General features: G+C 72.4%; 12 protein-coding genes and 1 riboswitch. Of the genes, 4 read left to right on the top strand and 8 right to left on the bottom strand.

Annotated elements, in window-relative coordinates:
- Nucleotides 1-14 precede the first annotated feature (14 nt).
- The 3 genes from PCC79_RS04105 to PCC79_RS04115 are packed head-to-tail and all read right to left on the bottom strand — an operon-like array spanning nt 15 to nt 3,517.
- The gene (locus tag PCC79_RS04105) at nt 15-1,643 is read right to left on the bottom strand and encodes an extracellular solute-binding protein (protein ID WP_342373099.1); all 1,629 of its coding nucleotides are present in this window, start codon (nt 1,641-1,643) and stop codon (nt 15-17) included.
- A 27-nt stretch (nt 1,644-1,670) separates the two neighbouring features.
- Nucleotides 1,671-2,573, bottom strand: coding sequence for a carbohydrate ABC transporter permease (locus PCC79_RS04110; protein WP_342373100.1), 903 nt, complete (start codon nt 2,571-2,573; stop codon nt 1,671-1,673).
- On the bottom strand, nt 2,570-3,517 hold the full coding sequence (locus PCC79_RS04115) for an ABC transporter permease (protein WP_232549949.1): 948 nt from the start codon (nt 3,515-3,517) through the stop codon (nt 2,570-2,572). The genes PCC79_RS04110 and PCC79_RS04115 overlap by 4 nt, the downstream gene beginning before the upstream one ends.
- A 208-nt stretch (nt 3,518-3,725) precedes the next feature.
- Here PCC79_RS04115 and PCC79_RS04120 point away from each other — a divergent pair, with 208 nt between their 5' ends.
- Nucleotides 3,726-4,961, top strand: a complete 1,236-nt coding sequence (locus PCC79_RS04120; protein ID WP_342373101.1) for a D-arabinono-1,4-lactone oxidase — start codon at nt 3,726-3,728, stop codon at nt 4,959-4,961.
- 1 nt (nt 4,962) lies between these two features.
- Here PCC79_RS04120 and PCC79_RS04125 read toward each other — a convergent pair whose 3' ends face one another.
- The 5 genes from PCC79_RS04125 to PCC79_RS04145 form a co-directional block, all read right to left on the bottom strand.
- Nucleotides 4,963-5,613, bottom strand: coding sequence for a LutC/YkgG family protein (locus tag PCC79_RS04125; RefSeq protein WP_342373102.1), 651 nt, complete (start codon nt 5,611-5,613; stop codon nt 4,963-4,965).
- Nucleotides 5,610-7,160, bottom strand: a complete 1,551-nt coding sequence (locus PCC79_RS04130; RefSeq protein ID WP_342373103.1) for a lactate utilization protein B — start codon at nt 7,158-7,160, stop codon at nt 5,610-5,612. The genes PCC79_RS04125 and PCC79_RS04130 overlap by 4 nt, the downstream gene beginning before the upstream one ends.
- Nucleotides 7,157-7,921 (bottom strand): (Fe-S)-binding protein, encoded by a 765-nt coding sequence (locus tag PCC79_RS04135; protein WP_342373104.1) that lies wholly within the window; start codon nt 7,919-7,921, stop codon nt 7,157-7,159. Before PCC79_RS04135 ends, PCC79_RS04130 begins: the two co-directional genes overlap by 4 nt.
- A gap of 115 nt (nt 7,922-8,036) precedes the next feature.
- Nucleotides 8,037-8,852, bottom strand: a complete 816-nt coding sequence (locus PCC79_RS04140) for an SDR family NAD(P)-dependent oxidoreductase (RefSeq protein WP_342373105.1) — start codon at nt 8,850-8,852, stop codon at nt 8,037-8,039.
- 3 nt (nt 8,853-8,855) lie between these two features.
- A complete protein-coding gene (locus PCC79_RS04145) occupies nt 8,856-10,538 on the bottom strand; it encodes an FAD-binding protein (RefSeq protein ID WP_342373106.1) in 1,683 nt (560 codons plus the stop codon).
- A gap of 52 nt (nt 10,539-10,590) precedes the next feature.
- Between PCC79_RS04145 and PCC79_RS04150 the strand changes: the two genes are divergently transcribed.
- From PCC79_RS04150 to PCC79_RS04160, 3 genes are all read left to right on the top strand, one after another.
- Nucleotides 10,591-11,205: a helix-turn-helix domain-containing protein gene (locus PCC79_RS04150; protein WP_342373107.1), complete on the top strand. Its 615-nt coding sequence runs from the start codon at nt 10,591-10,593 to the stop codon at nt 11,203-11,205.
- A gap of 69 nt (nt 11,206-11,274) precedes the next feature.
- A riboswitch (FMN riboswitch) is annotated at nt 11,275-11,411 on the top strand.
- A 97-nt stretch (nt 11,412-11,508) separates the two neighbouring features.
- Nucleotides 11,509-12,291, top strand: a complete 783-nt coding sequence (locus tag PCC79_RS04155) for an ABC transporter permease (RefSeq protein WP_342373108.1) — start codon at nt 11,509-11,511, stop codon at nt 12,289-12,291.
- A 51-nt stretch (nt 12,292-12,342) separates the two neighbouring features.
- Nucleotides 12,343-13,398 carry an ABC transporter substrate-binding protein gene (locus tag PCC79_RS04160; RefSeq protein ID WP_342373109.1) on the top strand — a complete coding sequence of 352 codons (1,056 nt, stop codon included), beginning with the start codon at nt 12,343-12,345 and terminating at the stop codon, nt 13,396-13,398.
- Nucleotides 13,399-13,424: the final 26 nt, after the last annotated feature.

Raw genomic sequence — 13,424 nt, forward strand, 5'->3', positions numbered from 1 at the left:
GCTCGACCCCGGGCTCAGCCGCGCCCGGCCGCGTGGTAGGCCTCGGTGAGTTCCTCCGCCATCTGCTGCCCGCTGTCGGCCCACCACTGGTCGGCGGCGGGGCGCCACTCGGAGACCTGCTTGCGGCCCTGCACGATGTCGGCCTCCAGGGCGTTGAACATCTGGGCGGACGACGCGAAGTCGCTCTCGACCGTCTCGGAGTAGAGGTAGACGGCGTCGTTGCGGAAGGCGTCCGGCACCAGCTCGCGGATGCTGGCGTCCAGCTTGCGCGCCGAGTCCTCGTGCCCGGGCAGGTAGTTCGCGATGCGGCAGTCCGCGATGTAGCGGATGCCCAACGCGCTGTTGGCCGCTCCGGTGGAGGTGGCGATCGGGTCGGTGCCCTCGAAGGTGTAGTCCGCGCCCTCCTGGCCCATCTTGACGTCGAGGTACTCCTGCGTCCCGAAGGGGGCGGCGAAGTAGTTGGCGACCTTCAACAGGGTCTCCACCCGGTCGGCGGCGTTGCGGTTGATGCCCGCGCGGCCGTAGGAGGGGAAGCTCATCCACAGGTGTCCGGTTCCGTTGCCGTCGAAGGCGGGGATCTGGCAGACGTCGATGTCGAACCCCTCGGGCGGGTCGGCGAAGTATTGCGACCAGGCGGAGAACGAGTCGGGGTTGAAGTAGGCCGCCCCGGTGGAGAACCAGACCTTCGTGTTGGGGCTGGCGAACGCGTCCGGGTTCATCAGCCCGGCCTCCGCCCAGCGGCGTTGGGCCTCGAGCGCCTCCTCCATCTGCGGTGCGGTCCACCAGCTCTGCATGGTGGTGCCGTCGTACTGCCAGAAGTTCGGGATGCCCAGCATGTTCTTGATGTACTGGCCGGGGACGATCGTGGTCGCCCAGCGCCCGCCGCGCGGGTCGTTGAGCTGCTGGGCCAGGGAGAAGAACCCCTCGAAGTCGTCCCACTCGGGCGCCACGCCCTGGGCCGCCAGCAGGTCGTCGCGCCGGTAGAGCACGCCGGAGGACATGGCGCCGCGCGGGCTGGGCAGGCCGTAGAGCCGGCCGTTGTACCGGCCCGCCTCCCAGCAGTCCGACGGGATGGCGGCGAGGTTCGGGTAGGCCAAGATGGCGTCCCCGGCCAGGTGGTCGGACAGATCGAGGCACGTCGCCTCCACCATGCGCGGCATGTCCGGCTGCTCGGCGAGGAAGAACATGTCGGGCAGCTGCCCGCCGGCCAGCGAGGTCGCGAACACCGTCGCGTACTCCCCGGAGGGCACCTGCTGGATCTCCAGGGCGGAGCCCAGCTTGTCGTTGAGGTTCGCCCACGCCGTGTTCTGCGGCGGCTGGGCCGTGACGGGGGAGAAGGTCTGGGTGAGGATGCGCACCGGCTGGCCGTCTCCGGGTGCCTCCGGAACCGAGACCGTCGGGTCGGCCGGGTAGGAGAAGAAGGTGTCGGGGATGTCGGCGTCCCCGGCGATGTCGGGCTCCGGGCCCTCGGGGGCGCGGAAGGTGGGGGCCGCCACGGGGCCGTCCGATCCCGCGCCACCGCCGCCGGTGGTGCCGCCCGGTGCGGAGTTGCCACCGCAGGAAGCGAGCAGCGGGCCGCCGGCGGCGAGGGCGGCGAGCGTGCCACCGGTGGACAGGACGGTGCGTCGGCTGACGGGGGACATGGGCGACTCCTTGTTGGACGGGGCGCGTCAACCCTTGACGGCGCCGGTGAGCATTCCGGACGTGAAGTGTTTCTGGAGGAACGGGTAGACGAACAGGATCGGTGCGATGGCGATGAGGAGCATCGCCATCTGCAGGGCCGGTTGCGGCGGCAGCACGTCCCCCGCCACGCCCACATCACCGGCGGAGAGCTGGGCGTTGTCGAGGACGTAGGTGCGCATGACGAGGGTGAGGGGCCACATGCTCTGGTCGGAGAGGTAGATGAGGGCACCGAAGAAGGCGTTCCAGTAGCCGACCGCGTAGAAGAGACCGATCACCGCGAGCACCGGCCGCGACAGCGGCAGCACGATCCGCGAGAAGATCGACCAGTCCGACGCCCCGTCGATGCGCGCCGACTCGTACAGCTCGTTCGGGATGTTCATGAAGAAGGCGCGCAGCACGATGATGTTGAAGGCGCTCACCATGCCGGGCAGGATCAGCGCCCAGTAGGTGTTCAGCAGGCCGAGCGTCCGCACGGTGAGGTAGCTGGGGATGAGCCCCGGGGTGAACAGGAGGCTGAACAGCACCAGGAGCAGGACGGGCCGGTGGCCGAAGCTGCCCGGGCGGCTCAGTCCGTAGGCCATCATCGCGCTGGCGGTGAGCGACAGCAGGGTGCCCACGGTCGTGACACCGATGCTCACCATCAGGGCGCGCGTGACCACACCCCCGGCCAGGACGGAGCGGTAGGCGTCCAGGTTCAGCCCGTCGGGCCACAACACGAACCCGCCGGCCTGGTTGATGTGTTCGGAACTCGACACCGAGGTCGACACGATGCCGAGGAACGGGATCAGCACGCTGAGCACACAGGCCAGCAGGACGATCCCGGTGATGACCCGCTCGCCGGGCCCGGGGGCGATCTGACCGTTCTCGAGGCGACGGTGATGGCGGCTCATGACTTGTACACTCCCGCCTCGCCGAACAGGTGGGCGACCTTGTTCGCCCCCACCACCAGCAGCGTCCCGATGACGCCCTTGACCAGGCCGACCGCGGTGGCCTCGCCCCACGCATTGCCGGCGATGCCGTGGTTGAAGACGTAGGTGTCGAGCACCTCGCTCGCATCGAGCCCGACGGCGCGCTGCTGCAGGATGATCTGCTCGAACCCGACACTGAGGGAGTCACCCAGGCGCAGGATCAGCAGCAGGATGATGATGCCGCGCAGCCCGGGGAGGGTGACGTGCCAGAGCTGGCGCAGGCGCCCCGCGCCGTCCACCTGGCTGGCCTCGTAGAGCGACGGGTCGATCGAGGTCAGCGCGGCCAGGAACAAGATGGTGGCCCACCCCGTGTCCTTCCACATCACCTGGCTGGTGAGGAGGCCGATGAACAGATCGGGGTTGCCGATGATGTCGAACGTCTCCATGCCCTGCTGGCGCAGCCACGTGTTGATGAGTCCGCCGCCGCCGAGCACCTGCTGGAAGATCGCGACCACCACGACCCAGCTCAGGAAGTGGGGGAGGTAGAGCACGCTCTGCACGACCCGCTTGATGCGCTGGCTCAACATGCTGTTGAGCAGCAGGGCGAGCAGGATCGGGGCGGGGAAGACGAGGACGGTCTGGACGAGCGTCAGCACCAGGGTGTTGCGGACGGCGTTCCAGAACGCCGGATCCCCGGTGACCATGAGCTCGAAGTTCTCCCAGCCCACCCAGTCCGACCCGGCGATGCCGAGGTAGGGACGGTAGTCCTTCCAGGCGATCACGTTGCCCGCGAGCGCGGCGTAGTGGAAGACGACGAACACCAGCAGCGCCGGCAGCATCATCCAGACGAGCGTCCTGTCCCGCGCGAGCCGACGCCACCAGGGCAGGCGGGGCCTGGCGTTGGTCGTGCTCGGTGTGGCTGCCAACCTCCACCCCCTCGTGTCGGGCGCGCGTGGCCCATCTGGCCACGGGACCAAAGGTTAGGGGTCGCTGCCGCCACCCCGGCACACCCCTAGGGGGGTGGCATCACGGCTTGTCGCGGGCGTAAGACGCCCGGCGAGGCGGCACGCGCCCGTCGATGGGGGGCAGCGCCGGGGGCTTGGCGTCCGGCCGGGCGTGCTCCAGACTGGGACGGTGACCGAACGCAACTGGGCCGGCACCGTGACGTACCGCGCCCGCGCCCTGCGGGAACCCACCTCCTGGGACGAACTCGCCGACCTCGTGGCCACCGAGCCGCGGCTGCGCGTCCTCGGCAGCCGGCACTCGTTCAACGAGTTGGCCGACACCGAGGGTGTCCTGGTGTCGCTCGCGAAGCTGGCCGACGAGCCGGCCACGGTCGCCGGCTCGACCGTGCGCGTTCCGGCCGGGATCCGCTACGGCGACCTGGTGCCGGCCCTGACCGAGGCCGGGGTGGCGTTGGCGAACCTCGCGTCCCTGCCGCACATCGCGGTGGCCGGTGCGGTCGCGACCGGCACCCACGGCTCGGGGGACGCGATCGGCTCGCTGGCCACGCAGGTCAGCGCGCTCGACCTGCTGACGCCGAGCGGCCCCGTGCGGCTGACCCGCGGCGACGCCGACTTCGCCGGCGCGGTGGTGGCGCTCGGCGCGCTCGGCGTGGTCACCCACGTCGAGCTCGACGTCGAACCCCACTACGAGGTGAGCCAGACCGTCTTCGAGGGCGTCACGTGGGACGCCGCGCTGGCCGACCTCGACGCGCTGACCGGCGCGGGCGACAGCGTCAGCCTGTTCTGCTCGTGGGACGACCCGGCGCGCGTCGACCAGGTGTGGGTGAAGTCCCGCGCCGGACGCCCGGCGCCCGATCTCGCGTCCTTCGGCGGCCAGCCCGCCGACGGGCCGCGCCACCCCGTCACCGGCATGGACCCGGCCCCCTGCACCCCCCAGGGTGGCGTCCCCGGCCCGTGGTACGACCGCTGGCCGCACTTCTCGCTCGACCACACGCCCTCGGTGGGGGAGGAGATCCAGAGCGAGTACCTCCTGCCCCGCGCGGACGCCCCCGCCGCGCTGGAGGCGCTGCAGGGTCTCGCAGAGCTGTTCTCCCCGCTGTTGCACGTCGGCGAGCTGCGCACGGTCGCGCCCGACGATCTGTGGCTTTCCCCGGCGTACGGAACGCCCACGATCGGCCTGCATTTCACCTGGCGGGCCGTCCCGGACTCGGTGGGCGCCGTCCTGCCCGCGATCGAGGCGGCGCTGCCGGACACGGCCCGCCCCCACTGGGGCAAGGTGTCGACGCTGGCACCCGACGCCGTCCGCGCCCGCTTCCCGCGCTGGCACGACTTCGCCGCGCTGCGGGCCCGGCTCGACCCGGAGCGCCGGTTCGTCAACCCCCACCTGGCCCGGCTGGGGCTGTAGGTCAGTCGGCCAGCACGACGTAGAGCTGCCGGGGGCCGTGGACGCCCTCCACGCGGGCCAGCTCGATGTCCGAGGTCGCCGAACCACCGCTGATCCACGTGACCGGCCGCCCGGCGCGGATCGCCGGCGCCAGCCGCGCCACCCCCTCGGGCACGGCGCTGACCACCTGGTCGACGCGCACCACGCACACGTGCCGATCGGGCACCAGGCTGAGCGCGCGCCGCCCCTGGTCGGGGCCGTGGTCGAGCGCGATGGTGCCCGAATCGGCCATCGCCACCGCGGCGGCGGTCACGACGGCGTCCACCGCGTTGAGTTCGGACGCCGTGAGCGGCGGCTCGTCTGCGGTGACGGCGGCGACGGCCTCGATCGCGGCGCGCCACGCGCCGTCCAGCCCCGGGGGCAGCACGACGCTGCTCGCCTCCATCTCGGCGAGGGCGGCGACGATGGCGTCCGGCACGGCCGCGGCCGGGACGCGGACGATGCGCGCGCCGTAGTCCTCGATCTTCTCCACCAGATCGGCCACCACGTCGGCGGTGCCCAGCGGCCGGCCGTACTCCCAGTCGACCGGCACGTCGCGCACCGGGTCGGGCTCGTCGACGTCGGCGAGGGCCCGGCGGACGCGGGCCAGGATCTCCGCGCGCGCGGTGGTCATGCCCGATCCTCCGTGGCGGCGTCCGCGCTCCCATCGACGGGCGGAGCGGCGGGCGTCCTCGCGGCCCACCAGGCCCGGAACGTCTGCGCGGGCGGCGCGTCGACGTCGCGGGCGCGCAGCCAGCGCCCGGCGATCGGCAGCGGGAGGCGTCCGATGACGCGGTTGCCGAGCCATCGGTCGCCGAGCACGGCACCGCCGGCGCGGCTGGCGAGCTGTGCCTTGGCGAGGTTCCGGCCGTCGGCCATCACCCAGCCGATCGCCGAGAAGGCCGCCTGCTCGGCGGTGGGGTGGTGCTCGGTCTTGTGCTCGACGACCTTGTGGCGCAGGTGGACGAGGATGTCGGTGAACGGGATGCGCACGGGGCACACGTCGTTGCAGGCGCCGCACAGGCTGGACGCGTAGGGCAGGGCCTGGTCGACCTCGGACGCGACACCGCGCAGCTGGGGGTTGAGGATCGCTCCGATGGGGCCGGGGTAGGGTGAGCCGTACGCGTGCCCGCCGACCCGCTCGTACACGGGGCAGATGTTGAGGCACGCGGAGCAGCGGATGCACCGCAGCGCCGCGCGGCCCTGCGGGTCGGCCAGCACGTCGGTGCGGCCGTTGTCGAGGAGGACGACGTGCAGGTCCTGCGGCCCGTCACCCGGCGTGACGCCCGTCCACAGCGAGGTGTACGGGTTCATCCGCTCGCCGGTGGACGAGCGCGGCAACAGCGTCAAGAACACCTCGAGATCGGCCACCGTGGGCAGGATCTTCTCGATGCCGATCACGCTCACCAGCGTCTCGGGCAGGGTGAGGCACATCCGGCCGTTGCCCTCGGACTCGACGATGACCACGGTTCCCGTCTCGGCGATGAGGAAATTGGCCCCCGAGACGGCCATCTCGGCCCGCAGGAACTTCGCGCGCAGGTGGGCCCGGGCGGCCTCGGCGAGCTCCTCGGGATCGTCGGTCATCGTGGGCGGTGCCGGGGTGCCGTAGCGGCCCATCTCCTCGGCGAAGATCTCCCGCACCTCCCGCCGGTTGCGGTGGATCGCGGGCACCAGGATGTGGCTCGGCCGGTCGTGGCCCAACTGGACGATGAGCTCGGCCAGGTCGGTTTCCCACGCGGCCACGCCGATGGACTCGAGGTGCTCGTTGAGATCGATCTCCTGCGTGACCATCGACTTGATCTTGACCACCTCGTCGACGCCCTTGGCGAGGGCGATCTCACCGACGATCCGATTGGCCTCCGCGGCGTCCCGGGCCCAGTGCACGGTGATGCCCGCCGCTGTCATCGCCTCCTCGGCCTGTAACAGGTAGGTGTCGAGGTGCCGAGCGACGCGGGTCTTGATCTGGGCCGCCGCGGTGCGGAGCTCCTCCCAGTCGGCCACCTCGGCGGCGCGTTCGGCCCGCTTGCCGCGGATGTGCGTGGTGGCCCGGGCGAGGTTCTGGCGCTGCTCGGCGCGCTGCAGCTGCTCCCGGGCGGCCTTCGGGAACGCCGGCATGCCGAGCCACGTGCCGGGCGGGGGCGCCGGCGTCCGCCGTTGCGCCGGGGCGCTGTTCGGGCTCATGCCGCGTCCGCCCGGGTGTGGGCCAGCACCTCGGCGAGGTGAATCGGCCGGACGGCCGCGCCGTCGCGGTGCAGCACCCCGCCGATGTTCATGAGGCAGGAGTTCTCCCCGGCCACCACGAACTCCGCGCCCGTCTCGACGACGTGGCGGGCCTTGTCGGTCGCCATCGCGATGCTGACGTCGGGGATCTTGATGCTGAACGTGCCGCCGAAGCCGCAGCACTGATCCGCGGCCGGCAGCGGCACCAGCTCGAGACCCGCCACGGCCCGGAGCAGGCGCGTCGGCCGGTCGCCCAACCGGAGGAACCGGGCGCCGTGGCAGCTCGGGTGGTACGTCACCCGGTGCGGAAAGTAGGCCCCCACGTCGGTCACCCCCAGCACGTCGACGAGGAACTCGGTGAAATCGAGGGTGCGGGCGGCGGTCTGCGCGGCCTGCTCGACGAGGCGGGCATCGCCGGTGCGGCGGGCCAGCATCACGTGTTGGTCCCGCACCGACGCCACGCAGGACCCCGACGGCGCGACGATGTGGTCGTACCCGGCGAACGAGCGGACGTGGTTGCGGACGGAGGCGACGGCGGCGTCGAAGTAGCCCGTGTTCGTCATGATCTGCCCGCAGCACGTCTGGCCGGGTGGGAACTCCACGACGCAGCCCAGCCGCTCCAGCACCGTCACGACGGCCTTCGGTGTGTCCGGCGTCAGGGTGTCGGCGATGCACGTGGCGAACAGGGCCACGCGCAGCCCCGCACCGGGGAGTCCGAGCATGGTGAGCCTTTCGTCGGGGACGTCTGTGCCACCACCGTAGGACGTCCGGACGCGGCGCGGGCGCGGCAGGCCGAAACGTCGACCTGCCGCCGCCGCGCTGGGGTGGGTGCCGGCGTCAGCGGTCCTTGAGCAGGTGCGCCATCTGCTGCGCGAGCAGGTCGACCGCACGCTCGGGCGCGATGCGGGTGAGCAGGTCGAGCCCGCGCGCGTCGTTGCCGATGAACACCCGGTAGCTGCCGCGCTCGATGCCGCGCAGGATCGTGGCCGCGGCGTCCGCCGGCGACGTCGTCTTCGCGGCCGTCGCCTCGCCCTCCGGTGAGGGTTCCTGCCCCGGGATGGACACCCCGCTGTTCGCCGTGATGTTGGTGCCCACCGCGCCGGGGAACACCACGGTGACCTTCACCCGGCTGCCGTGCAGCTCGGCGCGCAGCCCCTCGGTGAGGAGCTTCACCGCTGCCTTGGACGCACCATAGATGGTCTGGCCGGGCACCGGGACGAAGCCGCCCATGCTCGACACGTTGACCAGGGACGCCGCCGGCCGCTCGACCAGCAGCGGCAGGAACGCCTGCACCATGTGCACGACACCGTAGAAGTTGACGTTCATCACTTTCGCGATGTCGGCGTTGGTGAGGTCGCCGAACCGGACGAAACGCTGGATGATGCCGGCCACGTTCACCAGACCGTCCACCTGGCCGTGCGCGGCGAGCACCGCCTCGGGCAGCGCGGCGACCGCGTCGGCGTCCGTCACGTTGACCTCGTGGGTGCTGAGCCGGTCGACGCTCAACGCGCGGCTGGCCGTCTGGGCGAGGCCCTCGGCGTTGAGGTCGACAGCGGCCACGCGGGCGCCCTTGGCGAGCAGCGCCCAGACGAGCTCACGGCCGATGCCGTTGCCGCCGCCGGTGACGAGGAAGACCTTGTCGCGGACGTCCATGACTCACTCCTTCGTGCCGTCGGCGAGGTGCCGCGCGGCGATGTGGCCGAACACACACGCCGGGCCGAGCGTGGAGCCCGGGCCGGGGTAGGTGTGCCCCATGACGGACGCCGAGCAGTTGCCCGACGCGTAGAGCCCCTCAATGACGGAGCCGTCCTCCCGCAGGACGCGGGCGTGCTCGTCGGTCAGGACGCCACCCTTGGTGCCGAGGTCGCCCGCGACGATCTCGACAGCCGTGAACGGGCCGCGCTCGATCGTGCCGAGGTTGTTGTTGGGCCGCACCAACGGGTCGCCGTAGTAACGGTCGTACACCGAGTTGCCGCGGCCGAAGTCCTGGTCGATGCCGGTGCGGGCGAATCCGTTGAACCGCTCGACGGTCGCCTCGAGCCGCGCTGCGTCGATGCCCAGCTTGCCGGCCAGCTCGCCCAGGGTCGGCGCGATGCGCCGGATGCCGGCCTTCGTCCGCGCCGTGGTGACCCGGGGGTCGAGGGCGTAGCTGCGCATGTACTTCACGGCGTGTCGGACGTCGGTGACCATCCAGTAGCGGCCCGGCACCTCCTCGGCATGGTCGCGCATGTGGTGGCCGAGGTCGACGTAGCTCTCCGACTCGTTGGCGAACCGGTCGCCCGCGGCGTCCACGATGATGCTGTGGGGCACGGAGCGCTCGCTGACGAGGAACGCCGGGCCGTGGTCGCCGACCGGTGGGATGGAGCCGCCCCACCAGGCGTCCTCCATCAGGTCCACCGCAGCGCCGATCTGCTGCGCGGCCTCGATGGCGGTGCCCAGGTTGCCCTTCGACCCCGAGGACGCCGACCCGTCGATGCCCTGGTGCTCCTCGCGCCAAGCCTCGTTGTGGTCGAAGCCACCGCCGCCCAGCACGACGCCCTTCGTGGCGCGGACCGTGACCTCGCGCCCCTCGTGGCGCGTGCGGACGCCGACGACGCGGTCGTCCTCGACGAGGAGCACCTCGACGGGCGCCGACAGCCACAGCTCGACGCCGAGGCGCTGCGCGACGTGCAGGAACGAGCTCATCAGCGCCGCGCCCATGCCCACCTGGTGCTGGCGGCGTGCGAGCATCGCGACGAGGCGTCCCACCACCTGGGCGCCGCGGATCATGCCGCCCGGGGTGGACCACGCGCGCTGCAGCAGCCAGAAGTCGTCGGTCTTCACCGGGGCCGGGACGCCGTCCTGGCCGCGCGAGGACTTCCACCACGCGCCGATCTGGCCGATGTCGAACGGCTCCACCTCGATGGCGCGCCCCACCTTGCCGCCGGGGAGCTCGGGGTAGTAGTCGGGGTAGTCGGCGCCGCGGGCGTAGCGCATGCCGAGGCGCTCGGTGAGGTCCACGAAGCTGCCGATGTTGTCGACGAACGCCTCCTTGCGGGCGCGGGAGGTCGCCGGCCCGGCGTCCCCGATGGTCTCCTCGAGGTAGGCGAGGGCCTCCTCGCGGCTGTCGCCCGCGCCGTCGCGCTGCATCAGCGGGTTGTTGGGCAGCCACAGGCCGCCGCCCGACATCGCGGAGCTGCCGCCCCACCGGTCGGTGGACTCGCACATCAGCACCGACAGGCCGGCGTCGGCCGCGGTGACGGCCGCGGCGAACGCTGCGGCGCCCGATCCGACGACGACCACGTCGTAGCTGTGCTCGGTCGCGTCCTGACCGGTGGTGCGGGACTTCTCGGTCTGCATCGCCCTCTCCTCCCATCCGGACAGCGATGTCCGGTTGCGTTAGGCTCCCAGCATGCCCCAGCCCGATCCGCCCCGCAACCGCGGGCCCGCGGCCGCCGGGGCGAACCGCGCCGCGCTGGTCGAGGCCGCCCGGTCGCTGTTCGCCCGGGAGGGCTACGCCGTGCCGCTGAGCGCCATCGCGCGCGCGGCCGGGGTGGGCCAGGGCGTCCTCTACCGGCACTTCGGCAGCCGGGTTTCCCTGGCGCTGGCGGTGTTCGGGGAGAACATCGACGAGCTCGAGGCCCTGGCCGGGCGCCACACCGACCCCGACGGCCTCGGCGTCCTGGTGGCACGCATGCTCGAGCAGACGTTGGCGAACGCCGCGCTCGTGGACGCCGTGGTGCACGGCCGCGTGGAGCAGGACTGGGACGGCGACGAGCGCGTGGGCGCCGTGCTCGTCCGGCCGCTCGCCCGGGCGCGCTCGGCAGGCCTGGTGCGGCCCGACCTCACCGTCGCGGATCTGTTGCTGTTGGTCCGGTGCGCGCACGGCCTCATCGGCACCCAGCAGCGCCCCGGTGCCGCGCGGGCCGGCGTGCTGCGGTTGGCGCGCCTCGTGGACGCCCCCCTCGGCGACGCCGTGGCCGCGCAGTGGGGCTCCGGGGACGGCCTCGGTCAGGACGATTCCTGACCTCAGCCCCCACCCGGGACGCGGCGGAGGGACTTCGGCCAAGAGCGCTACGCTGGAGGGCAGAACACACACGTGCTCCGGGGTCGGTGCAAGTCCGAACCGGCGGTGACAGTCCGCGACCCTCGTGCGGCGCCCAGGCGGCGGCGAGGTTGAACCGGTGGAATTCCGGTACCGACGGTGAAAGTCCGGATGGGAGGCAGCACGAGCGGCGTCCGTCGCGTGCGCGCACTGGGTGCGCGGCCGCGGTGGCGTCCCGTCCTCCCGTCTGCGTCCCCGTGGCCGACGAGGAGAAGGTGCGGGCAGGTGCGACGACGGCAGGTGAGCCCGGGGGTGCTCGGGGCGTCCCCGTGGCTGTTCGGCGCCTTGCTGCTGGCCGGATGGTTCGCCGTCGCTCGGTGGGGCGGGTTGCCCGCCTACGTGCTGCCGAGTCCGGACGCCGTCCTGGCCCGCCTGGTGGCCGACCTCACCAACCCGACCCTGTGGCCCTACCTCGCGGCGACCGTCGCCGAGGCGGTGGGCGGCTGCGTCATCGGTGCGGCGGTGGCGCTGCCGCTCGGCATCGCCATCCACCGTTCGCGACTGTTGGATGCCGCCGTCTCGCCGTTCCTGGGGGCCACCCAGGCCATCCCCGCCATCGCCCTCGCACCCCTGCTGGTGCTCTGGGTCGGCTACGGGCTCGGCCCGGTCATGTGGCTGTGTTCGTTGCTGGTGTTCTTCCCGATCCTCGTCTCGACGGTCACGGGGCTCAAGCTCGTGCCCGCGTCGGTGGTGGACGCCGCCCGCCTGGACGGCGCCGGCAGCCTCGCCCTGCTCGCCTCCATCGAGCTGCCCATGGCGCTGCCCAACCTGCTGGCCGGCCTGCGCAACGGGTTCACCCTGTCGGTGACCGGCGCGGTCATGGGGGAGATGATCATGGGCGGGCGCGGGCTGGGGCAGCTGCTCACGGCCCAGCGCGACGCCCTCGACACCACCGGCATGTTCGCCACCATCGCCCTCCTCGTCGCCCTCGCCATGGGCCTCTACGGCCTCATCCGCGCCATCGAGCTCCGCTCCGCCGTCATGGCGGACCTCACCACCCCCCGCTGACAGCCCACCTTTCACAGCCCACCTTTCACAGCCCACCGAAGGAAGCCGCCCGTGCACACTCCCCGTCACCCCGCCCCCGCCCCCGCCCGGATGCTCTCCCGCCGCACGGCGCTGGGCGCGGGCCTCGCCGGTGCCGCCGGGCTCGCGGCCCTCGCGTCCGGCTGTGCCCGGACGCCGGCGCCGACGTCGGGGCCCCCCGCGGCGACGATCGGGCTCACCTACATCCCCGACATCCAGTTCGCGCCCTTCTACGTCGCCGAGGCCGAGGGCCTCTTCGCGGACGCCGGCGTCGCGGCCGAGCTGCGTCACCACGGCGCCCAGGAGGGCCTGTTCACCGCGCTCGCCGCAGGCCAGGAGCAGTACGTCATCGCCGGGGGCGACGAGCTCGTCCAGGCGCGTGCGCAGGGGGTGGACGCCGTCGCCATCGCCCAGTACTACCGCCGCTACCCGGTCGGGGTCATCGTGCCCGACGCGTCCCCCGTGGTCGCGCCCGGCGACCTGCGCGGCCGCAGCGTCGGCGTCCCGGCGCGGTCGGGGGAGACGTGGTTCGGGCTGCAGGCGTTGCTCGCCGAGTCGGGTCTCACCGAGGCGGACGTCAGCGTCGTCGAGATCGGCTACACCCAGCAGGCGGCGCTGGCCACGGGGCAGGTCGAGGCAGTGGTCGGCTTTGTGAACAACGACCAAGTACAATTCATCAATGCGGGCATTCCCACCCGGGTGGTTCCCCTCACGGCCAGCGGGGAGGTGCCCCTCGTGAGCATCGTCCTGGCCACCACCCGGGCCGAGCTGGACGCCCGCGGGCCGGTCGCCACGGCCGTCGCGACGGGGATGGTGGCAGGCGTGGCACAAGCGGTGTCGGCCCCCGCGTCCGCCATCGAGGCGGCGCGCGCGCACATGCCCACCCTCGGCGAACCGGGGGCCGAGGCGGCCGCCCGTGCCACCCTGGAGGCAACTATTCCCCTGTGGACCGATGACGCTGGGCTCGTCGAGGGGGCGCTGGACCCGCAGGCATGGGATGCTATGACCACCTTCATGTGGGAGCGCGGCCTCATCGCGGCGCCGGTCGACCCGGCCCTGGCCATGACGAACGACCACGTGAGCAGCTGATCGCCGAGCGCGAGGGGAGGGGCATG

It is taken from the genome of Propioniciclava soli (assembly GCF_038502305.1).
In the GTDB taxonomy this organism is placed as follows: Bacteria; Actinomycetota; Actinomycetes; order Propionibacteriales; family Propionibacteriaceae; genus Propioniciclava; species Propioniciclava soli.